Source organism: Chryseobacterium sp. RU37D (assembly GCF_900156075.1).
In the GTDB taxonomy this organism is placed as follows: Bacteria; Bacteroidota; Bacteroidia; order Flavobacteriales; family Weeksellaceae; genus Chryseobacterium.
Genome location: NZ_FTMM01000001.1, coordinates 26,668 through 50,133 on the forward strand (window position 1 = coordinate 26,668; position 23,466 = coordinate 50,133).

Below are 23,466 nucleotides of genomic sequence, written 5' to 3' on the forward strand. Positions count from 1 at the left end.
AAAAATATATAAATGTAAAGAGTTTGCTGCAGAATTAATATGAAATTTTTAGTGGAGTTGCTATCTTTTTTGAGACAAAAAGTTTATAATCTTAATTAAGAGTATTAAATAATTCAGGGTGTTGAAATCAATGCCCTGATTTTGATTTAAAAAGTTTTGCAAGAAACAGCGCAGGTGTTCTTGAAATCACAGATTCTAATGATTATTATCCTTTTGGGATGAATCATTTTGGTACGGGAAGTGCTTACTTTGGGCTGGGTAGCTATAAGAATTACAAATACAACGGACAAGAGTTACAAGAAACAGGTATAGTTGCCATGGACTGGCGAGATTATATGCCGGATATTGGCAGATTTACAGGGATGGATGCCCTTGCAGACGAATATGTTAACCAAACGCCTTATCATTTTGGTATGAATAACCCTGCTAATTATTCTGATCCTACAGGGCTATACAGCGTTTCTCAGGGTGGAGATAGGATAGATCTCGATCCAAGTGAGTTTGGAGCTTTCTGGAAAAAGTACAGGACTGGTATTGCCGGTGCTAGTACCATGGGGTCAATAAATAGTGTGTTCAAAGAGATAAGTACTAACAAGGAAGATTATAGCCTTTCATTGCAAATTCCTGAGTTAATTCTTTCAGGAAATAGATCCTCTTGGGGTTCACAAATGCAAAATCATGCTAATTCTTTTTTACAAAAATGGCAGGCTAGCCAAAATCTAAGTGAATCCAGAACGAAACTCTATAGCGCAATAGAAGATACAAAAGTAGGACAATCAGTATCTGCTGCTGAAAAGTTTTTATTTTTAGAATTACCTGCTTCTTTTGCAGGGGGGAGTTTCTTGCAGCAGGCTGGAGAGCAGCAAATCTTAGTAGATATTTGTGTGGTCCAATGGGAAGGCTAACCAATGGTTTAATTAAAATCTGTTTTACAGAAGGGACTCTGGTAGCCACAGAAAAAGCAAACAAAAAGATAGAAGACATTAGAAAAGGTGATTTAGTATGGAGCTACAATGAAGAAACAGGTAAAAAAGAGCTGAAAAAAGTAGTAGCACTGTCCCGAAATACTTCTTCTTCACTAGTAAAGATTTCTGTAAATGGTACGAAAATTACCTGTACACCGGAACACCCATTCTTTGTGAACGGAAACTGGGTTGAAGCCAAAAACCTAACAAAAGGTACACTTCTAACCACTTTAGACGGAACAACTTCTCCTGTAGAATCTATTAAATTCTTGGATGAGAAAGTAAAAGTCTATAATTTTGAAGTAGAAGGCAACCATAATTATTATGTTTCTGAGAAAGGAGTTTTGGTACATAATGATTGTACAGAAGTGCTTTTTTTGGGCAAGGAACTTATAAAAATTACAAATACAACGGAAAAGAGCAGTGTAGCACGCCACTAATTACAGCTTGTGAAAGTTTTGATAATAAAACCAGATATGTAGAGGAGTTAATTAAATACAAAGCGGATGTTAATTATGTGGAATGTAATAGTGGGAAAAATGAGCAAAAAATGTATAGAACACCTTTGATTGCTGCTTCTGTACAAGGTCATTTACAGATTGTAAAGTTGTTAATAGAAAATGGAGCAAAAGTAAATTATGTCAGCCCTGACGAAGGGTATGCTCTATCAGCAGCTTTAGGTAATTATGATGTTATTCTATATCTTTTGCAACACGGTGCGGATTGCAGTAAGGTTTTGTATCAGAAAGGCGGAGGAGATAATTTGAAAGATATCTACATGCGTGATTGGATAGAAGATGAAGCAGACCATTCCGCGAAAGAATATCAAGAAATAAAAGAACTCCTCAGGAAAAAAGGATGTTTATAACTAACAAATCCCGCCGTGATTGCGGTGGGTTTTATTTTTATAACGCAGCAATTGGACTTGCTCTCTTTAGATAAAAAAGTTTATACTTCCTAATTGAGAAATTACTATGAGTCGTCCTAAAATAGGTTGATAAGTTTTACAATAAAATTATATTAAAATTTTGGATAATGTTATCAACAAGAAAGAATAAGTGTTCTTTAGTTGCAGAATTTTGGGAGAGGTCAAAATAAAAAGATCTTCAGATACCTGAAGACCTTTACTGATTTATACGAAATAATTTTGTTTTTGTCATTTGTGGTGAACATATAAATCTTTTCCCTTTGTGTGTTTAGAATTTATAGCTTTTACTAATTTTCCCGATTACGGAATTAATAAGAGCTGCGCCTGATTGTGTTTTTATTATTATATATTAAAATTTGTTATTTCTGTTATTTAATGGGGCAAAATTATCCTTTTTATGACACCTGCCGAAAAAAATAAAATAGATTTTTATCTAATCGTGCATAGAAATAAATCTAAGTTTTTTAGTTATGGTAATTTGTTTTTGTCAGTTTAATAATTTAAATACATTTTAACTTGCAGATTCAATTATTTTACTTCAAAAATATAAGCACCAACTTTTTTCTTATCAAAATTTTCAGATTCAGTCACCTAGATCGTTTGTTCGTTAAGCTGAAGATATTCTCGCGAACTATTACCCAATACCAATAAACCTAATTTTCGTTTCCTATAAGCAAAGCTTAGTTCCAATTTTCTGCGAGTTTATTATAAATTATTTTAAAGTTTTATTGAGCTTGAACAAAAATCAAAATCACAGTTCCGTATGTGAATAAAAATATTTTATATTATAACCTGCGATGCATTTTGAGATTAATCTTAATCTGAGGTGTTTCATTTAATTTCGAAATACAAAGATCAAAATGTACAACAGGTTATAATATTGAATGTTTTTCATTGTTTTTAGAATTTTGTGAAATTTCAAAAAATTAACCACTTACTTATTAACCATGATTTTAAGCCAGCCCGAAAACAGCTTTTTCCAGTTATCCGTCAGTTCAGCATTATTGATAATCCCTATTTTATGTTTACCGTCCAGGAAAATAAACATGGTAGCTTTTATTTTATGCTGTGTAATGGCCTGAAAGTAAAGGGTATTGTTCATCATAGGAATAGGTTTTATAGTTTTGTACATGAAAAAAAATCGCAAGTGGAATTTTTCTCGTTACCAAATTCTGTATCGAATATTCTTTGATTTTCCAGAAGAAAAATTTTCATCAAACAGGTTTTAAGGCTGAAAATGATTGGTGTAACAGATTTGAATTCTTTTATTACTTTTGAGGAAGCTTATCATCAGTTAATGATTGAATTAATTAATTTACAAATTCATAAAATTAAAAACGTAATTTGAAATTCGAAAATTAAAACGATTTATATTGACGAAGGGTTCTCAGACAATAATGTATTTATGAAATTAATGTCTTATCATTTTAAGGGCTATCATGTGATGTTGACGCATTCTCCGATGAATTCTGCGTTGTGCATTTCTATGGTGATTTCAAATAGAGAAATTGATGAAACCTTTTTGCAGCAATCTTATCAGATGAAATTACTACAAACTTTAATTCTTAATCTTTAAACTATGTCATTTCCGTTTGATACAAGATACCCGTCTCTCGAAATTTTAATTGAAAAAGCTAAAAGAAGAATGCCTCGTTTCGCCTTCGAATATTTGGACGGTGGTTGTAATGAAAATATAAATATAAATAGAAATACCGACGAATTGAGAGAAGTTCTGCTTCGTCCCCGATACCTGAACAATTATGCAGAGGCTAATATGGAAACCGAATTATTTGGTGTAAAATATTCTTCTCCTTTCGGAATTTCCCCGGTTGGTTTGCAAGGATTAATGTGGCCTAATGCTCCTGAAATTTTGGCAAAAGCGGCTTTTAAACATAATATTCCTTTCATTTTAAGCACTGTTACGACAAGCAGTATTGAAAGAATTGCAGAGTTAACGGAAGGAAAAGCATGGTATCAACTCTATCATCCTAGAGAAGAATGGTTGCGAGATGATATCCTCGATCGTTGTAAAGCTTCGGGATTTGATGTTTTGGTTGTTTTGGCAGATGTTCCCACTTTCGGATACAGAGCAAAAGAGATCCGAAATGGTTTAGCGATGCCTCCTCAGCTAAATTTCCGAAATATTTCCCAGGCGTTGGCTAAACCGCACTGGTGCTTAGAAATGTTGAAGCACGGTGTTCCGAGGTTTGCTACATTGGAAAAATATATGGATAAAGACATGAATGTAAAGCAATTGGGACAGTTCATGAATTCTACATTTTCAGGTAAATTAAATCCAGACAGAATAAAGGCAATTCGCGATAAATGGAAAGGGAAATTGATCATTAAAGGTGTCGCTTCCGATGAAGATGCAGAAGAAGCAGTACGCTTAGGATTTGATGGAATGATTATTTCCAATCATGGAGGAAGACAGTTGGACGCAGGAGAATCTACAATTGCGGTAGTAAAAGAAATCAGTAAAAAGTATAAAGATAAAATTAAAATTATGATGGACAGTGGCATAAGAACCGGTCCTGATGTAGCACGTGCATTGAGCTGTGGTGCAGAATTTATCTTTATGGGACGTACTTTTATGTATGCTGTCGGAGCTTTGGGAGATAAAGGTGGGGATCATATCATTGAAATGCTCAAAATGCAGTTCAGACAGGTAATGGAACAGCTTTGTTGTGAAAGCCCGAAAGATTTGCAGAACTTTAGAGTGAAGTAGTTTTTGGGAAATGATAAAAACTTGAAGGATTGGTTTTATTTCTTTAAACAAAAGCCTTTCACTTAATTAATTTTATCATTGCTAAAAGCTTAGGAATAAATTATTCCTACCGATTTTATATAACTTGACCAATATCATTTTTCATGGTGATATGGAGCATCTTATCTTTTATAAAGGTTAAAGAACTTTGAAAATAAATTTAAATAAAGACTTGATTATTATAAAAATTATAAAAGATGGAAATCAGTTATATCAGCAAAAAAGAGATCAAACAAGGCGAAGAGATACAAGCTCAGGATATCAGAGATGGCATTTTTAACTTGCTACAGATAGATTTTCCGGGCTTTTCAAAGCATCATTATATTTCTTTAATGGAACTCAATAAATACAGACGCCTTTACCTAAGCTCTTTAATACTACAGGAAAAAGGTGAGCTTGCCATCATAGACAGAGACGTACTTACTGCTATTAAAAACAATTCCATTCTATCAGAAAATATCCAGGACGAAATGAAGTCTGAGCTTACCTTCGGAGAAAAAATTGCAGACAGGATCGCCTTATTTGGTGGAAGTTGGATGTTCATTATTGTATTTTTCTTTTTCATTCTATTATGGATGATTATTAATATATGGGTTCTAAAAACGTCTTTTGATCCTTTCCCGTTTATTCTGCTTAATCTTATTCTTTCATGTTTAGCGGCCATTCAGGCACCCATTATCATGATGAGTCAGAATAGGCAGGAACAGAAAGACAGGCTGAGAGGAGAGCACGATTATAAAATCAATTTAAAAGCAGAATTGGAAATTAAATTATTAAGCGAAAAAATAGATCATTTGCTGGTAAACCAAAATAAAAAACTCTTGGAAATACAAGATATACAAACAGATTATCTGGAAGATCTTATGAGAGAAATCAAAAGAGTAAAATAAAACCTACAAGCAATACTTAATTTATTGTACTTTAAAATTTAAAACTAATCCAGCTCCAAAATTCTTAGATTCCGCAACCGGTTAAATAAATATAATATTTTTAGAATCTTTTTTATTAATCACAGGAAACAGGCACTAAGCTTACAATTTGTAGTATAATCTACAAATACTGAAGAATCTGCTTAACCTGCCCATAAAAAATGACAGGGCAGATTAAAGCAGTTAAAATTATGGTTAACAGATTAATAAGGAATATTATTTGAACCTTAAATTTAATGAAATGATATCAGATTTCATCCCTACAGATTTTGTATAATGCCCATACCGGATTTCCAGCATATTGAGACGCTCGATACCAAACAAGCCATTCTTTGGATTGAATCGGATTCCTACTCCGTAAAAATGACTATCGAACTTTGAAAGATCATAATTGCTGGTATAATAATCGTCAAATGCGGTATGCTGCTGATAAGATGCAAAATATTTAGCTGCCGTCTGAGAATAATATCTGTAAAACGGACTTACGGAAACAAATGGAGATATCTTCAAGGGAGTCTCCAGACTGATTGTATTGGATTTTAGCCCCCAATTATCCGTATAATACCGGTAATAGGCTCTCAGAATTACCTTATCACCAAGAAAATAATTCGCTCTGAACCCCAATGGAAGTTTAAACCTCTTATCTGGCAAAGCTTCCTGATGAACAGAATTATCTGCAAAATAAACCCTATGAAACGGCAAGCTTAGATATCCGGTTTGCTGAACTCCGTCTGCCAGAAATTCTACCTGAAAATTCCGGTTAATGATCTGGGAATAAGATAATGAGAGGGCAAATGTATTTCTGCCGCTTGTTCCCTCATTTTCAGCAGTTCGTAATTCTATAGGAGCAATCATTTTTACCTGATCCAGATACGCCTGAAATTTGGCGGTGAATTCTCCCATCCTGTTTTTCGTCTTTTGCGAAAAACCAACGTTTGCGCCATAAGACTGATAATCGAATTCTGTTGAGAAAGAAACGCCTGCCATCAGGGTTGCCCCTTTGTTTTCATTTTCCCGATTCCAGTTGAGCGTAGGATAAATCCTGTTGTCTGCATGTGATGCAGAAGAATTGGCTTTCAAATCAATCATATCAGAAGAGGCTGATGTATAATGATCTATTCCTACACTGAAACTGAATTTGTTTTTCCTGTCTTTCTTATCATACTTTACCATGGTTACATCAATGGTATTGGAGATGTCTGTTAGTTTTTCCGTTCCGATTCCGCCTGTAACTGCAGAGTTGTTTCCGTCTTGTTTATAATAGCTGGAAACTAGGTTGGCTTCATCCAGCGTTAATTTTTTTGGCTGCTCGTTGTTTGCATTCTCCTGCGCTTTTACATTGAAAATTCCAAAAAGAGTAACAATGCTTATGATAATTTTTTTCATAACAAATTAAATTTTACAATTACTCTTTTTAATTACATCCGCAGCCACCGCCTACTTTCCCTGCATTGGCTCCTGAAGAGCCTTCCCTGTAGGATTGAAAGCTTAGTTCAGTCTTTTCAATCGTTCGGTTTCCGAGAATCATTTCGGCATCGTTTAATTTATTTTTTTCGTATTCTTTAACTGTAGTGCAGGATTGCATTGAAGCAATTATCATTACAAAAAAGATTACTATTACTATTTTAAATGGATTTTTCATTTGAATTGAATTTGTTTTATTAGCTTAAAATAGAATCAAGGATCTCATTTTAGGTTAATGTTTTGAGATGAATATATTTTGTCCTGATCGTCTATAATGATGCATTCCATATGGTTGATCTGATTCACCATATTGAGTGCTGCATCAATCCCCATAATACTTATGGGAGTTGCCATTGCATCGGCAATTTCTGCATTAGGACAAAAAATGGTAACACTTTTTACCCCTGAAGCAGGCATTCCGGTTTTAGGATTTATGGTATGAGAAAATTTCTTACCATCAATCATGACAAACTTTTCGTAGTTTCCCGATGTTGCCACTGCCATATCAGTAATGTTCATATAGGAAAATGGCTGTTTGGCATTGTCGGGATCGGCAATCCCAACCGTCCAGGGTTTTCCGTCTGCCTGATTTCCCCAAGCCGTCAAATCTCCTGAAGCATTCACAATTCCGGAAGAAACACCTTTTTTCTGGAGAAGCCTTTTTGTCATTTCTGCTGCATATCCCTTACCGATTCCGCCAAAACCAATCCTCATTCCTTTTTCTTTCAGAAAAACGGTCTGATTTTCCCGGCTGAGAATGATGTATTGATAATTGACCAATTCCAGATGTTTTTTTATCTGTTCAGGATCAGGAAGCTGTTTCATTTCTTGATCAAAATTCCAAAAGCTTTTATCGATTCCTCCGTAAGAAATATCAAAATATCCGTCTGTAATTTTGCTTATTCTTAAGCTTCTTTCAATAAGATCAAAGATTTCCCAATCTACTTTCACAGGCATTATTCCTGCATTTTTGTTGATGAGATTGGTTTGGCTTTCTTCATTAAAGGTTGTGAGGAGATTTTCAATTCTTTGGATTTCCCGGATAGCAGTATCAATATGTTTGTTTGCTGCTTTTTCATCATTACAGATAACGGTAATTTCAAAAGCATTCCCCATTAGTTTCTGAGGTCTTTTGAATTCTTTTAACATTTTTTTTAAGGGTTTTGATTTTCCTTGATATTTCGGATTTCTTTGCTGAAGGCTAATGCATTTTCAGAAGGCAGTCCTTCCCAACTTTTCAGAACCTTTCCTTCAGAATTCAATAAAAGAGTGTAAGGAAATAATCCTTTCTGGTTGTATTGATCAGCAAGAGAAGCATTTTCTTTTTTCATCTCCTGTGAAAGCTGGTTCTTTTTATTTCTGGGAAAATCTGCGTTGATATAAACAATAATATGTTCTGCTTCAAGTTTTTTAAACTCATCTGTTTCGATGATATTTTTATGAAGCTTAATACATGGAATGCACCAGTCTGAACCCGAAAAATTGAGCAAAATAAGCTCTTTGTTTTCCATGGCTGTTTTTTTTGCGTTCTCCAATCTGCTTTGTGCATGAAAATAAGCAGCAAATACAACCATCAATATGGCTGAAAGTATTGTTTTCATTATTTTAATTTTTATAATGATTTTTTTAGAAAATAATAGTGTTTGGCCCCATAAGTGAAACCAACTAATACAAAGGAAGTTATAAAAAGGAAAATTTCGGGGGCTCCCAGACAGAATTTAGATAGCCTTTATAGCAAAAATCTTCATCATATGAAGGTATTTTGTGATGCCTAATCTTCTCAGGCTGACCATTCTTAAATTCAAAAATAAAACCTTTATTAATTGTGAAAACTAATGCAAGCGGTGTTGTATGAATGACAAAAGGTAATTTTCGGTCTTTAGTATAATCTTTATCCTTTACAGGATGATCGTAATGTGTCTTTAGAAATGCAATGAGAGTCATTTCCGGGTTCAAATTTTTATGTTCCCAGTAATGTTCAATTAAAGTGGGAATTTTCAAAAACTGATATAATTCAGTTGTGGAAACCAAATATAATGACAGCAATACTATAGCAATTAGCTTTTTCACTAATCAAAATTATGTTTTTTTTCATTAAGAATGATTTTAAATTGTAATTATTATTAAATCCATAAACAAGCTATTTTCTAAAAATTTCAAAACGGAAAATAAATGCCCCTTTTTATGACTTAGAATAACTTAATGCCCATGACCTCCGGAATCAGATAATTTTGCATTTACGAAAAACGCACCTTTTATAACAATTCTCGCATTAGGAGCAATAGGACTTACAGAAGTAATTCCCGTGTATCCCATATCTGAAGAACCTTTGATAATTTGAATTTTTTCAAAATTCATTTTGGGCTGCCTTTTTACAAGATTTCCTGCCCGGTGTCCGTGATCTTTATCCTCTTTTTCTTTTGTATGATTTTCGGGGTTTTTATCTGTTTGTACAAAAACATAATATTTTCCGTCTGCCTCAACAATGGCTTCATTGGGAATTGCAGGCGTCGTGCTTTTGTCAAGGCTTACAATTCCTGTGATGTTCATTCCATCAATTAATCCAGATTTATTTCCTGTTACGTTGGCGTGAACAGAAATGGTCTTGCTTTCATTTTCAAATGAAGATCCGATGCTGTAAATTTCCGCATCATATTCAGTATCAGGATTATTAGTCAATTTAAAATGTACAATTTGTCCCACCCTCATTTTCTGCAGATCTTTTTCAAAAACCTGCAAATCAAGATGAATAGAATTGTTATCTATAATATCTAAAACAGGAGACGAAACATCAACATAACTTCCGATCTGTGCATTTATATTACTGATTGTGCCGCTGATCGGTGCGGTAATTACGAGTGCTGATCGTAAATTTCCGTTTGTAAGCGCCGCAGGGTTTATTCCCATTAATTGCAATTGCCTTCTAAGTGAAGCTTTTTGAGTTCTCAGGCTTTTCAGTTCTGCGTCAGAGCTTTGAAGATTCTTTTTTGCACCAGCGTCATTGTCAAACAGCTCCTTTTGTCTTCTGTATTCCTGTTCTGCAAATGAAATTCTGCTGTTAACTGTTAAATACTTTTCCTGCAGCTGAATATATTCAGGATTGCTTATATTCGCCAAAACCTGACCTTTCCTCACAAAATCACCAATCTGAACGTTGATGGTCTGGATCACTCCACCATACAGGGAGGTAACATTGGCTTTCTTATTATTTGGAACTCTTAATAGACCATTGGCTTTGATGGTTGATGTAAGTTCTTTCATTTCAACGGTTCCCAAAGTGACATTTACTGATTTCATCTGTTCTTCTGTAGGCTCGGCAATGGTTTGTGGTGTTTCTTCATGATTTCTTTCCAGCTGCTTGGTTTGAGTGTTTTCTTCATTCCCTTTCTTTTTTTGGCAGCTTAAAGTGAAAAGTAAAATCAATGCTCCTGAAACAATATGATATTTGATATTCATTTTTTTATTTATTGATTATTGAATTAATGATTATTACAGACTCATTGACCTGCTGGATAGATTCCAGATATTTTAAATGAATTTGGGTTGCTGTCTGCAAAGCAAAAAGATATTCCACATAGGAAATCTCACCCGTTTTATACCCCAATTGCCCTGCTTTAGTAATTTTTTCTGCATTCGGAATTGCCTTGTTCACATAATATTCATACTGCTTTACGTTTTGCTGATATTGGTAAAAAGCATTTTCCAATTGCGTTTTCAATTGTTTTTGCTGAAACTGAGCATTCGATTCTGCTATTTGTTTCTGATAATCAAAAGATTGTATTCTTGCTTTTGTTGCTCTGAAGGTAAGAGGAATAGAAACTCCAATCGCTGCTGAATGAAATCTGTTTCCACCATTAAAATACTGTTCAATCCCGTTAATATTCTGAAAACCAATCAATGATTGGTTGATATAGCCGATTGTAAATTCCGGAAGACCTTGTGATTTTTCAACATTTTTATTCCTTTCGGCAATTTCCATTTCCTGATAGAAAGCTCTTACTGTAGGATGTTTTATAATAGTTGAACTGTCCAGGACATAATCTGCCTTCAAAGGACGGTAATTCTGACCAGACGGTACCGCTATATTCTCTGAAATATTCAACAATGTCTTTAGATTTCTGTAAGCATTGGTAAGATATACTTCATTCTGGGTTAATAATAAATTGATTTCACCCTTCTGAGTTTCGGCTGTATTAATTTCAATCTTTTTAATATCTCCTGCTTTAAATCTTACGGTTGCAATTCTTATAAAATCGTTATACAAACTGTCAAGATTTTTCAGTTTCAACTGATTATACTGCAAATATTCAATCTGATAATAATAGGTTCTGACCTGTTTTGCTAATTCATTTGCCGAAATTTCTTTATTGATCTGTTTTCCTTTGATTTGTTCGTTAATCAACTCTTTTCTGACTTTAAATAAAGAAGGAAACGGAATGGTTTGGGAAATTGCAAAAGACTGGTCGAATTTTTTCGAATTATATTGCCCTAATTGTGCAGCAATATTCAACTTAGGAAGCTCGTTTGCTGTTGGTTTCAAAGCTTCTGCTGATTTAATATCCAAATCTTTTGACTTAATCAGATTATTATTGATTAAAGCTATTTGTATGGCCTGTTCCACAGTTAATGGATTTCCTTGCTGTGCTTTAAAAGCTTGTCCCAAAAACAAGAATCCCAGCCCAATAATTGTCGTTACAGATTTAATCCTCATCTTTTTTACATTAATTTTTTTACTGAAAATAATGTATAACATCGGAAGAACAAACAAGGTTAAAAAAGTTGCCGTTACCAAACCTCCGATAACAACCGTAGCCAGAGGTTTCTGAACCTCTGCTCCCGCTCCTGTAGAAATAGCCATGGGTAAAAATCCTAAAGAAGCAACTGTTGCGGTCATCAAAACCGGTCTTAATCTGGATTTAGTTGCTTTTATTACCCGTTTTAGAATATCCGTTTCACCTTCCTTTTCAAGCTGGTTGAAAGTTCCGATCAAAACAATTCCATTTAAAACAGCTACTCCAAACAATGCAATAAAACCAATTCCGGCACTGATACTGAAGGGCATATCTCGTAATGATAATGAGAAAACTCCTCCTATAGCACTCATTGGAATAGATGTAAAAATGAGAGCAGCCTGCCTAAACGAATGAAAAGTGAAATAAAGCAACATAAAAATCAGTATCAAGGATACTGGAACCGCAATCATTAATCTTTTACTTGCCGCCTGTAGGTTTTCGAACTGGCCGCCATAAGTAAAGTAATATCCGGAATGTAGTGTTACCTTTTTATTTAGTTTTTCCTGAATTTCTTCCACTACACTTTGAACATCTCTGCCTTTCACGTTAAATCCAATTACGATTCTTCGTTTTCCGGCCTCCCGGCTGATCTGCGCGGGACCGAGCTTATAACTGATATTCGCTACCTGAGAAAGTGGAACCTGTATTCCGGAATTAGTAGAAATCATTAGATTATTTACATCATCTATATTAGTCCTATACAGGCTGTCTAAACGAATCACCAGATCAAATCTTTTTTCATTTTCGAAAACGTGGCCTGCAGATTGCCCTGCAAAGGCGGTACTTAAAGCCTTGTTGACATCCTGAATATTCAATCCGTAATTTGCCATCCTGGTTCTGTCGTATTCCACATTGATCTGGGGAAGGCCACTTACCCTTTCTATCTGTGGAGAAGTAGCACCTTTTACAGACTGGATTACTGTAGCTGTTTTATCTGCATAAATAGCCAGCGAATCTAAGTTTTCACCAAAAATCTTTACTGCAACATCCTGTCTGATTCCTGTCATCAGCTCATTAAATCGCATCTGGATTGGCTGATTCTTTTCAAAGAAAACCCCGGGAATTGTCTCCAGCTTTTCTGAAATTTCATCGGCTAGTTTATCATAAGCTTTTTTTGTTTTCCATTCTTTTTGTGGTTTAAGAACTACAATTAGGTCGGTTGCTTCAGGCGGCATTGGATCGGTGGGCACTTCTGCAGCTCCTGTTTTTCCGATAACCATTTTTACCTCATCAAATTTTTTAATCATCCTCGAAGCCTGCATTGATGTTTCGATACTTTGGCTTAAAGAACTTCCTTGCGGGAGAATACAATGAAAGGCGTAATCCCCTTCTTGTAATTGCGGAATGAATTCCCCACCCATTCTACCGAAAATTAAAATCGCAACAGTAAACAAAGCCACAGTTCCTCCAACCAGCCAGTATTTGATTTTCAGGGCTTTTTCGAGTAAAGGCTGGTATATCTTCTGAAGTTTGTTCATTATTTTATCTGAAAAATTTTCTTTATGATGAGGTTTTTTAGATAGAAACAATGTACTTATCATTGGAAGGTAGGTTAATGATAAAATTAAGGCACCTAAAATTGCAAATCCCACGGTCTTTGCCATTGGGATAAACATTTTACCTTCAACACCTGCCAACGTTAAAATTGGAATGTAAACAATAAGAATTATAATCTCTCCGAATGCGGCACTGTTTCTGATTTTTGAAGTTGAGAGGAAAACTTCTTCATCCATTTCAACTTGTGTAAGAATTTTATTGGTTTTTTTTAAACCTAAATGGTGGAGTGTAGCCTCTACAATAATCACCGCTCCATCGACAATCAAACCAAAATCGATAGCACCTAAACTCATTAAGTTGGCACTTACCCCAAAAACATTCATCATTCCCAATGCGAAAAGCAGAGACAGCGGAATTGCTGAAGCCACAATCAAACCTGCCCTGAGATTTCCAAGGAACAAAACCAATACGAAAATGACAATCAAAGCTCCTTCAATCAGGTTCTTTTTCACAGTGCTGATGGCTCTTTTTACCAAGTCTGTTCTATCTAAAAAGGGTTCTATCACAACATCTGCCGGAAGCGACTTCTGAATTGTTGGAATTTTATGTTTAATATTTTTTACAACTTCATTACTGTTTGCTCCTTTCAGCATCATAACTACTCCTCCGACTGCATCAACTTCGCCATTATAAGTCAAAGCACCATAGCGGACTGCATGCCCAAAACCTACATTGGCAACATCTTTTATGAAGATTGGAACACTTCCGGTCTCGTTTTTTACGGCAATATTTTTAATATCTTCAATCGAGGTGACAATCCCGATTCCCCGGATAAAGTAAGCATTTGGTTTTTTATCAATATAAGCTCCTCCTGTATTTTGATTGTTCTTTTCTAAAGCAGTAAAAATATCCGTGATGCTTATTCCCATTGCTTTTAAGCGATTAGGATCTACAGCAACTTCATATTGTTTTAATTCTCCGCCAAAACTATTAATTTCTGCTACTCCTGGAGTTCCGTTAAGCTGTCTGCGGACAATCCAGTCCTGCATGGTTCGTAAATCTTTACTGCTGTATTTTTTCTCACTTCCTTTTATGGGGTGGAGAATATATTGGTATACTTCGCCCAAACCAGTACTGACGGGAGCCATTTCAGGTGTTCCAATTCCTTTGGGAATTTCTTCCACAACCCGATTCAGATGTTCACTGATCAATTGACGGACAAAATAAATATCAACATCTTCTTTGAAAACAACCGTAATTACAGACAATCCGAACCGGGAAATACTTCTTGTTTCTTCGATATCAGGAATATTGGCTATACTTTGCTCTATAGGAAATGTGACGAGTTGCTCAACTTCCTGCCCTGCAAGTGTTGGACAAACTGTAATAATTTGTACCTGATTGTTGGTGATGTCAGGTACAGCATCAATAGGTAATCTGGTAGCACTCCAGACTCCCCAAATGATCAACATCAAGGTCATCAATCCGATAATGATTTTATTCCTGATGCTAAATCGTATGATATTATCTAACATTGAATTTAGTTTTTATTGAAAGCCAAACGGTTTGTCATTTAAAGATGAATTCCAAACGGCAACAAGGATGAATTGGAATACGCTGCAATGATATTGCAAAGTTTCCGCTACAAATGGATGAAAGACAAATATCTTCCATTAAAATCAATAAAGATTAAATTTTAGGAGGCTGCCAAATCCGATCGTACACCAGATAAGCAAAATCATTCTTTTGGAAAAGAATCTTTTTGGAAAAATAGGTTTTTATATGCTTAGGTAAGTTTAAAACAGGTTCTATTTTAAAGGAACCAATGGCCATCTGGCAGCAATTACAAATACATAACGGAGAGCATATATCTCCTTTATCTTTGGAATGTGAGTCTTCAGAATAACTGGAAATTTTTGTGATTTCTCCAGAATAAGACTGTGCCTTAGCATCATTGCACGGTAATATAACCAATACCGCGAAATAGATTATAAGAAGTAGTCTTAGAGTATTCATAAAGCAAATTTAAAAATATATTTTAATCTGAAAGCTTTTTAATCTGAAATTAAATTTTTGAATATGACATAAAATATGATTTCAGATAAAGTCTACTTTGAGTATTAATTCCAATGAAAAAATTATTTTAAACATATATTTGCAAGATTTGTGTCAGGTATAAAGCAACTAGCTTTTAATGAAACATAATAAGGAATTCCTTTACAATTATTCATTGCGAATATTTTGGTACACTTGGATAGAAAACAAATGAAAATCAAAAAGGATAGAGAACTTTTGCGTAAGTTCCATATTCCGTGATATTGGCCTGATTCACATTAAGCAACCAATGCCGCGAGAGATACTTTGAAATGCCACAAGTTTCAAGCAGTACCTTTGCAGTTGGTTTAGGTGTCGCCTTCTTTATAAAAGATAATTAATTTTTGTGATGCATTATCCAAGGAAAAAAGGCTTTTAATAGTTAATTTAAATTTAATTGAAATCCTAAAATTTTATAAGTAATTTTATAATCAATGACCTTTCCGGAATAAATTTTAACATGAATATTTTTGTACATTGTTCCAAATAAGGTTTTACGCAAGGTATATATGAGTTCATCATTTTTTGTATTTTCGGGAATTTCCAATCCATAGAATTCTTTTAATTCAAATGAAAGTTGATCCGAAATACCATCTGTATAGGAAGGGATATGTCCTTTAAGTGTGTTTTTTTCCATTGTTGAGCTTCTATTTTTAATTGTGAATTTTTATTTGAAGCTTATCTATCATTTTGTGTTTTTTTAGATATAAAAAATCGCAGTACAAATTTACTATGGTTTTTTGATTAATAAAATTTTGTATATAGATATTTTTCTATTTTACTGTTAATTTTTTATTTAAAATAATTATTTATTGAAATATAATTAATATTTCTGAGTGTTTTTGTGAATATATTAATAAGCTTGCAACAACAAAATTTCTTTTTAAAAGAATTTATTAGCTTAAAATTGAATAAAAAATACTATGAAGCTCTTGATTAAGTGTATTTTATTTTTTCACTTATTCTGTTTTCGGACGTTTGTTAAATCCTACAAAGATTAAAATTGAAAATCTGATATATTTAATCAAAAAACCACAACTTTATGGTTGTGGTTTTTTGATTGGGTAATATATTATAATTAAGATTTGGTGCCAATTAATCCATAGTTCATTGCAGTGGGCTCTTTCCCGAATAAACATGAAAAAATGTTTTGAAATTCATGAATATATTTGCATTTGATTGAATTTCCGTAAATTTTTAAACCATCAACAATTTTTCTCGAATCAAGGTCGATATCATATTTGATAAATGGTTCGGGTCTTTCATATCTGATGCGCTGTTCAGAGATGTATGTTCTCGAAAATCCAAATTTTTCCAGCCACTCTTCCGTAATTTGGATAGGTTTTATTGCTTTTGCGGGAATAGAGAAACTGTGAATGTCATTTTCAATTTTTACAAAATAATCTTTTTCATTGTCTTGGAATATCTCAGTAATATTATAAATCTGATTTTTGTATTCTACTAAGTTTTTAATTTTTAGATCTGCGACGTTCATGATATTTTGTGTATTAAGGTTATTATACTAAAGTGATTGTGTATACAATGTAAACTTTACAAATACTATGCCCTATAAGGTATATAATATTTAAACTAATGTTAATTTAAACGTAAAATTTTAACTTAATTGACTGCTTTTTCGATATTTACATTGTTTGATTTTTTTAACAAAATTTTTAAAATTAAAAAATGTGTTGTCAATAATTATCATTTATTTGTGAATTATATTTGAAAATCTGTTTAAATTTTGTAGGTCTTTACTCTTGCTTAAATAGACAAAAATAACCCCTAAAAAATTTAAACAAGTTTTAAATATTAATCCAGAGTTTATTTTTCTTTAACAACTATTTGGATGCTAAACTGATTTAAGATAAAATTATTGATTAAAATCGAAGAAAATTACCGCTTTATATTACATACTATTGAATTCTTTAAAATTTTAATTATAATTGCATAAAAATCTCGCACAAATGATAGAAGATTTTCCCTTTTACCTCTCACTTATTATTGCTATTGTTTTGCTAATTATGTTGGCAAATAAGATAAAGGTTGCATATCCCGTTTTACTTGTTGTTGCAGGATTACTAATCAGCTTTATTCCAAATATTCCGATGATCAGGATTGATCCGGCATTAATTTTTATTATCTTTCTTCCACCTTTATTATATGAAGCAGCCTGGGCTATTTCATGGAAAGAACTATGGAAATGGAGAAGAATTATAGGAAGTTTTGCATTTGTAGTAGTTTTCTTGACGGCAACTACAGTAGCTTTTGTAGCCAACCATTTTATCCCGGGATTTTCTCTTGCGCTTGGTTTTTTATTGGGAGGAATTGTTTCTCCGCCTGATGCTGTGAGCGCAAATGCAATTTTGAAGTTTGTAAAAGTACCTAAAAGAATGTCATCAATTCTGGAAGGTGAAAGTCTTTTGAATGATGCCTCTTCACTGATTATTTTCCGTTTTGCGATGATCGCGGTAGCCACGGGTCAATTTGTATGGCAAGAAGCTGTTCTAAGCTTTTCATGGATGGTGATTGGAGGAGTTGGCATTGGCTTATTTGTTGGTTGGTTGTTCATGAAAGGGCAGAAGATTCTTCCTACAGATGCCAATATGGATACTATTCTTACGATTGTTGCGCCTTATGTCATGTATATTGCAGCCGAAGAAGTGCATAGTTCGGGTGTTTTGGCGGTTGTCAGTGGAGGTTTGCTTTTGTCTAATAATAGGCATAATTTTTTAAGCACATCTTCCCGTTTGCGTGGGAATAATGTCTGGGAAAGCCTTGCTTTTGTGCTCAACGGGCTGGTTTTTATTTTAATAGGATTAGATCTTCCGGAAATTACTGCAAATCTTGACGGAGTAAGTATTGCCGGAGCTGTTGGTTATGGTTTGTTAATTACAGCTGTTTTGGTTATAGTTAGAATTTTATCTGCTTATGGTGCTGTTATCATCACATTGATTGCGAGGAACTATATTACTGTAGCAGATGTCAGAAGCCCAGGATTCAAAGCACCGGTTCTTTTGGGATGGACGGGGATGAGGGGAGTGGTTTCTCTGGCCGCAGCTTTATCAATTCCAGTAAAATTATATCATGGAGGGGCTGATTTTCCCCAGAGAAATCTTGTGCTGTTTATCACATTTATTGTAATTCTTACAACATTGGTAGTACAGGGTTTGACACTGCCATATCTGATCAAAAAAATGAATATGCAGTCTTTTAACGATCATCTTCCTGATGATGAGGCAGAGGACCTGATCCGCCGGGAAATGGCAAAAATGACAATTAATCATTTAGCGAAGAACTATGGAAATCTCCTTGAGAAAAGCCCATTTTTACAACAGGTTCATGAAAAATGGAAAGGGAAGATAGACGAAGAATCTGATATAAAGCTTTCCTCGGAGATCAAAATGGCCTATCTTGATATTCTTAATGTACAGAGAGCCTGGCTTATTGAGCAGAATCATGATAAAAACCAGCATTTTGATGAAGACCTTATCAGAAAGCACCTTATGAAGATTGATCTGGAGGAAGAAAGAATGTTATTGGTTCATTAAAAAGGTTAAATTTTTCTACGGATACTCATCTTTTTTACCACTTTATTATAAGACTATCTCACATAAGTGGGCTTTAATATCATCTTTTTAATATATTGATTGAAGTGATGCGTATATTCTTTAAATAAGTTTATTGATTGTTTTCCAAAATCATGACCATAAAAGTTTTAAATTGTTCGGAGATGGTTTTTGTTCACTTTTATTAAATGGTTTTATTTCAAAAAATTGTTTAATCTTGTGAAGATAAAAAACACAAAAAAGACGAAGAATTGGTTTTAATTTCTTTAAACTATTTAAATAAAGGACTTTCACTTAATTCCGAAATACAAAGATTTAAAATGCGCAACGGGTATCTCTCTTTTGATTATAGGGCTGTTTTTGTTATTTAAAATAAATAATACTTGTCTTTGTATTTAGAGATCAGAAGTTTATATTAATTTTTGGTCTCTTTTTTGTTTATAAAAGACAAAAACGCACGATATGAAAAAAGAATATTACAGCCACTTGATGGGTAAAACCCGTCGTGAAATTGTGAAAGAAATAGGAGGCACCTTCAACGGATTTAATTATTTCAGAAGTAAAACATGGACCTATGAAGTAGGAAAAACGTGGCTTGGAAAAAGGATTATTCTATCTCTCACTTTCAAAGACGAAAGAGTTTCCGAAATTATTTTACTTAAAAGCTTCAGAAGATATTGATCAATTTTGGATATTTTTCTTAATCTTTAAAAATTCATTTTATATATTGTAAAACTTTTTAGGAGCAATTTACAGTGTATTTTCTAGAATAAGAATGAAGAATATGAGTGAAGTTTATAAATCCATTCAACATAGAGTGTTTTCACTTCTTTTCACCATATATTTTAAAATTATTGCGATTTGTCTATATAATCACTCCCTCTCATCAGCCGGAATTTCTGATCATCAATTCTTCGAATGGTGAAATTGTAGTAGAAGATAAACTTGTTTAATATTCGTATAGAGAATTAGAGACTTTGAAGCATGTTGGAGAAGGTTTTAAAAACAAGAAAATTGCCGTTTTTTATCAACGGGTATTAATATCATGAACAAGAGACACAGGCAAAAATATTCTTGAAAAATTAAAGATTAAAATTTGATCAAAGCTTTTAGTAATAGCTTTTCAAAGTGACTTTTCTTAAAAAATGTTAATTAGATGTTTAATTTTTAAAAAATAAATAGATTTTTCATTTTATTTTTTTAATAGAATTGATAAAATCGATTATAGATAAATCTCATTTTTAAAACTTTTAAATAAAGTATTTCACACATAGTAATTAATAGGAGAAAATCTCTATATTTTTTTTTAAAATAATCTATATTTGTTATATTAACAGCTAACAATAATAGGATGAACATTAACTTTTCAACAGCAACTTTTAAAGATTTTGAAAATATTCCAGGATATGATATGATGCAACGAGCAGATATCTATTATGATTTTCTGGAATATATGAAATCGAATGGACACCGTTACAGGCTTAGAAATAATACGGGATGTAGCTCTGTCATGAATGTTGGCACAGAAAATGCAACGAAAGAGTTCGTAAGTTTTGTTACCAGCGATTATTTAGGCTTTACACAGCACCCAAAAGTGAAACAGGCAGCAATCGAGGGTATCGAAAAATATGGTACAGGTACGGCCGCAACTCCCCTTATCGGAGGGTATTATCTTTACCATAATGAATTAGAAAAGAAAATAGCTTCTTTTTTTGGAAGAAAGCAGGATGAAGCTGTAATTTTTACTACTGGGTATACAGCAAATAGTGCAACACTGCAGATCCTGCTTCAAAAAGAAGATATTGCCATTGTAGATATGGCAGTGCATGCAAGTGTTTATGAAGGATGTATTCTTACAAATAGAAAAACTTTTCCTCATAATAATCTTGAAGCTCTGGAACAGATCTTAAAAACATCTGAAAAGCAGTATCGTACAAAGCTGGTAGTGATCGATGGGGTTTATTCTCAGGATGGGGATATTGCTCCGATTGAAGAAATTTATAAATTGGTAAAAAAATATAACGCCTATTTGATGATTGATGATGTACATGGAGTGGGGATTTTAGGCAAAACTGGAAGAGGGACGATTGAAGATACAGGATTACTGGATAAGATAGACATTATCACAGGTACATTCAGTAAAACATTCGGGAGTCTGGGAGGTTATGTAATTACGAATGAAAAACTGGCAAATTTTATCAGATTTCAATCTCGTCAGCAAATTTTCTCAGCAACAATGCCCCCTTCTTCAATGGGAATTATTAAAGCTATTGAATTAATAGATGAAGAACCACAATGGCGTGCCAAGCTTTGGGAGAATATAAATTATTTCAAAAAAGGACTTAATGACCTCGGTTTGGAAACCGGAACAACATGTTCAGCGATAATTCCTGTAAAAATTGGTGATCCTCATATAACAGGAGATGTTGGAAAACTACTAATAGAAAGAGGTATCTATACAAATCCTATCATATATCCCGCAGTAGCGAGAAAAGATGCACGCATAAGGATGAGTATTATGGCTACTCATGAGAGGGAGCACCTGGATAAAACACTCAACGCGTTTGAGGATATTGATAAAAAACTGAATATTGCAAAAAAATAATTAACAACATGCCTAGAAAAGTTGTACAAGGCCCAATAAGGGATAAAGAAAAAACTAAACAAAAACTGCTCGCTGCAGTAGGAAAAATTTTAAGAACAAAAGGTTACTCAGGGTTAAAAGTGAGTAAAATTGCTGCTGTAGCAGGATTTGATAAAAAACTCATTTATGAGTATTTCGGGAGTACCGAAAAGCTCATAGATGAATATATTAAATCTCAGGATTACTGGAGCAAAATGAACCAGGATAGTATCCATGTTGATTTCTCGGATGGAGGTAAAGAATTATCTAAAGTTGCTATTCTCAATCAGTTTGAAAATATCAAAAAAAACAAGGAGCTTCAAAAAATTATTCTTTGGGGACTTTCTGAGAATAAGCCTATCTTAAAAAAAATCGCCGACGAGAGAGAAGAGATCGGAGAATTGCTTTTTACAAAAATTGTTGATCCGCATTTCAAGGATATGTCTACAAGGTATCGTGCCATTGCTGCTCTTCTTGTTTCCGGAGCTTATTATCTGAACCTTTACACAGGGTACAATGCATCCAAGTTCTGTGGGATTGACCTTAAAAGTGAAGAGGGAAGGAAAGAAATTGAAAAAGCTATCATAGAGATCATTGATTTCGCTTACGAAACAAAATAATGATGAGAAAAATTTTCCTATTGACCAATAAATAAGTTTTTGTTGAAAATTTGGAAACTTTTAATTTTCAAATTAAAACTATATTTCTTACTTTTGGCCAATGGAAAATTTTATTGTATCTGCACGGAAGTATCGCCCACAGGAGTTTGACACTGTTGTCGGGCAATCTCACATTACAGATACTTTAGAACACGCAATTCAAGAAAATCAGCTCGCTCAGGCTTTATTGTTCTGTGGTCCGAGAGGTGTCGGGAAAACCACATGTGCCAGAATTCTGGCTAGAAAGATTAATGAAAAAGATGGTTCAGTTTCAGAAGACGGCTTTGCATATAACATCTATGAGCTAGATGCTGCTTCCAATAACTCTGTAGATGATATTAGAGAACTAATTGACCAGGTTCGTTTTGCCCCTCAGGTTGGTAAATACAAAGTATATATCATCGACGAGGTTCATATGTTATCTTCCGCAGCGTTTAACGCTTTCCTTAAAACTCTTGAAGAGCCGCCGGGTCATGCCATTTTCATTTTGGCAACCACAGAAAAGCACAAAATTATTCCAACCATTTTATCACGTTGCCAGATCTATGATTTTAAGAGAATCCTGATTGAAGATATTCAGGCTCACCTTCGAAATATAGCTCAAAAAGAGAATATTCAGTACGAAGATGATGCATTGTATCTTATTGCTCAAAAGGCAGATGGAGCATTGAGAGATGCGCTTTCTATTTTTGACAGACTTTCTACATTTTCACAAAAGAATATTACGCTTACAAAAGCCGCTGAAGTATTAAACATCCTAGATTATGATCAATATCTGAAAGTGGTAGATCTTGCAAAGGAAAGTAAAATTCCAGAAGTACTTTTTGCATTTAACGAAATTATAAAAAAAGGATTCGATCCGCATATTTTTATTGCAGGATTAGGAAATCATTTTAGAGATCTGATGATGGCTCAAAATGTTTCAACGATTGACTTAATTGAGGTAGGTGAACAAACAAAAGCTAAGTTTGTGCAACAGTCCCAAAATTGGAATGCTCAGCAATTGATAGACGCAATTGAAATATGTAATCATGCAGACATCAATTATAAAAACTCTAAAAATCCCAGGCTAACGGTAGAAATTGCTCTAATGCAATTGGCTTCTCTTATGGCTAATCCAGACGTTTCTAAAAAAAAAAGTTTATAATATTAGCTCCGTTTCTCAATGAAAAACAGGA

22 protein-coding genes are annotated in these 23,466 nt (G+C 33.8%); 11 read left to right on the forward strand and 11 right to left on the reverse strand.

From position 1 onward, the window contains the following. The first annotated feature begins 185 nt into the window (after positions 1-185). The 3 genes from BW926_RS00150 to BW926_RS14670 are packed head-to-tail and all read left to right on the forward strand — an operon-like array spanning position 186 to position 1,833. Complete coding sequence (locus tag BW926_RS00150; protein WP_262484476.1) at positions 186-905, forward strand: RHS repeat domain-containing protein; 720 nt, start codon at positions 186-188, stop codon at positions 903-905. Then, positions 893-1,405, forward strand: a complete 513-nt coding sequence (locus BW926_RS00155) for a Hint domain-containing protein (RefSeq protein ID WP_076443374.1) — start codon at positions 893-895, stop codon at positions 1,403-1,405. The genes BW926_RS00150 and BW926_RS00155 overlap by 13 nt, the downstream gene beginning before the upstream one ends. Next, on the forward strand, positions 1,324-1,833 hold the full coding sequence (locus tag BW926_RS14670) for an ankyrin repeat domain-containing protein (protein ID WP_076443375.1): 510 nt from the start codon (positions 1,324-1,326) through the stop codon (positions 1,831-1,833). The genes BW926_RS00155 and BW926_RS14670 overlap by 82 nt, the downstream gene beginning before the upstream one ends. A 994-nt stretch (positions 1,834-2,827) precedes the next feature. On the opposite strand, the gene BW926_RS14295 is transcribed toward BW926_RS14670, so the two are convergent. Continuing rightward, positions 2,828-2,998, reverse strand: coding sequence for a hypothetical protein (locus BW926_RS14295; protein ID WP_179077965.1), 171 nt, complete (start codon positions 2,996-2,998; stop codon positions 2,828-2,830). A gap of 309 nt (positions 2,999-3,307) precedes the next feature. Between BW926_RS14295 and BW926_RS14300 the strand changes: the two genes are divergently transcribed. From BW926_RS14300 to BW926_RS00170, 3 genes are all read left to right on the forward strand, one after another. After that, a complete protein-coding gene (locus BW926_RS14300; protein ID WP_179077966.1) occupies positions 3,308-3,469 on the forward strand; it encodes a hypothetical protein in 162 nt (53 codons plus the stop codon). 3 nt (positions 3,470-3,472) lie between these two features. Continuing rightward, positions 3,473-4,621, forward strand: coding sequence for an alpha-hydroxy acid oxidase (locus BW926_RS00165; protein WP_076443376.1), 1,149 nt, complete (start codon positions 3,473-3,475; stop codon positions 4,619-4,621). A gap of 236 nt (positions 4,622-4,857) precedes the next feature. Next, positions 4,858-5,550, forward strand: a complete 693-nt coding sequence (locus tag BW926_RS00170) for a DUF1003 domain-containing protein (RefSeq protein ID WP_076443377.1) — start codon at positions 4,858-4,860, stop codon at positions 5,548-5,550. A 255-nt stretch (positions 5,551-5,805) separates the two neighbouring features. On the opposite strand, the gene BW926_RS00175 is transcribed toward BW926_RS00170, so the two are convergent. The 10 genes from BW926_RS00175 to BW926_RS00220 all read right to left on the reverse strand — a co-directional run bounded on the left by BW926_RS00175 (position 5,806) and on the right by BW926_RS00220 (position 16,932). Then, positions 5,806-6,975 carry a DUF3570 domain-containing protein gene (locus BW926_RS00175; RefSeq protein ID WP_076443378.1) on the reverse strand — a complete coding sequence of 390 codons (1,170 nt, stop codon included), beginning with the start codon at positions 6,973-6,975 and terminating at the stop codon, positions 5,806-5,808. Positions 6,976-7,003: 28 nt separating this feature from the next. Further along, positions 7,004-7,231: a DUF4266 domain-containing protein gene (locus BW926_RS00180; RefSeq protein ID WP_076443379.1), complete on the reverse strand. Its 228-nt coding sequence runs from the start codon at positions 7,229-7,231 to the stop codon at positions 7,004-7,006. 44 nt (positions 7,232-7,275) lie between these two features. After that, a complete protein-coding gene (locus BW926_RS00185; RefSeq protein WP_076443380.1) occupies positions 7,276-8,202 on the reverse strand; it encodes an FAD:protein FMN transferase in 927 nt (308 codons plus the stop codon). 5 nt (positions 8,203-8,207) lie between these two features. After that, on the reverse strand, positions 8,208-8,654 hold the full coding sequence (locus tag BW926_RS00190; protein WP_076443381.1) for a thioredoxin family protein: 447 nt from the start codon (positions 8,652-8,654) through the stop codon (positions 8,208-8,210). Positions 8,655-8,733: 79 nt separating this feature from the next. Next, positions 8,734-9,123 carry a hypothetical protein gene (locus BW926_RS00195; protein ID WP_083672223.1) on the reverse strand — a complete coding sequence of 130 codons (390 nt, stop codon included), beginning with the start codon at positions 9,121-9,123 and terminating at the stop codon, positions 8,734-8,736. 129 nt (positions 9,124-9,252) lie between these two features. Further along, a complete protein-coding gene (locus tag BW926_RS00200; RefSeq protein WP_076443382.1) occupies positions 9,253-10,509 on the reverse strand; it encodes an efflux RND transporter periplasmic adaptor subunit in 1,257 nt (418 codons plus the stop codon). A 4-nt stretch (positions 10,510-10,513) separates the two neighbouring features. Next, positions 10,514-14,878 carry a CusA/CzcA family heavy metal efflux RND transporter gene (locus tag BW926_RS00205; protein WP_076443383.1) on the reverse strand — a complete coding sequence of 1,455 codons (4,365 nt, stop codon included), beginning with the start codon at positions 14,876-14,878 and terminating at the stop codon, positions 10,514-10,516. 154 nt (positions 14,879-15,032) lie between these two features. Then, the gene (locus BW926_RS00210; RefSeq protein WP_076443384.1) at positions 15,033-15,359 is read right to left on the reverse strand and encodes a DUF6660 family protein; all 327 of its coding nucleotides are present in this window, start codon (positions 15,357-15,359) and stop codon (positions 15,033-15,035) included. A 460-nt stretch (positions 15,360-15,819) separates the two neighbouring features. Then, the gene (locus tag BW926_RS00215; protein ID WP_076443385.1) at positions 15,820-16,074 is read right to left on the reverse strand and encodes a hypothetical protein; all 255 of its coding nucleotides are present in this window, start codon (positions 16,072-16,074) and stop codon (positions 15,820-15,822) included. 441 nt (positions 16,075-16,515) lie between these two features. Continuing rightward, the gene (locus BW926_RS00220; RefSeq protein WP_076443386.1) at positions 16,516-16,932 is read right to left on the reverse strand and encodes a hypothetical protein; all 417 of its coding nucleotides are present in this window, start codon (positions 16,930-16,932) and stop codon (positions 16,516-16,518) included. 472 nt (positions 16,933-17,404) lie between these two features. Between BW926_RS00220 and BW926_RS00225 the strand changes: the two genes are divergently transcribed. The 5 genes from BW926_RS00225 to dnaX all read left to right on the forward strand — a co-directional run bounded on the left by BW926_RS00225 (position 17,405) and on the right by dnaX (position 23,435). Continuing rightward, entirely contained in the window at positions 17,405-18,988 is a 1,584-nt protein-coding gene (locus BW926_RS00225) for a Na+/H+ antiporter (protein ID WP_076443387.1), read from the forward strand. Between the two features lie 480 nt (positions 18,989-19,468). Beyond that, the gene (locus BW926_RS00230) at positions 19,469-19,687 is read left to right on the forward strand and encodes a hypothetical protein (RefSeq protein ID WP_076443388.1); all 219 of its coding nucleotides are present in this window, start codon (positions 19,469-19,471) and stop codon (positions 19,685-19,687) included. Between the two features lie 670 nt (positions 19,688-20,357). After that, positions 20,358-21,611, forward strand: coding sequence for an aminotransferase class I/II-fold pyridoxal phosphate-dependent enzyme (locus BW926_RS00235; protein ID WP_076443389.1), 1,254 nt, complete (start codon positions 20,358-20,360; stop codon positions 21,609-21,611). An 8-nt stretch (positions 21,612-21,619) separates the two neighbouring features. Beyond that, a complete protein-coding gene (locus BW926_RS00240; RefSeq protein WP_076443390.1) occupies positions 21,620-22,249 on the forward strand; it encodes a TetR/AcrR family transcriptional regulator in 630 nt (209 codons plus the stop codon). A gap of 100 nt (positions 22,250-22,349) precedes the next feature. Further along, complete coding sequence (dnaX, locus tag BW926_RS00245; protein ID WP_076443391.1) at positions 22,350-23,435, forward strand: DNA polymerase III subunit gamma/tau; 1,086 nt, start codon at positions 22,350-22,352, stop codon at positions 23,433-23,435. The last annotated feature ends 31 nt before the right edge of the window (positions 23,436-23,466 follow it).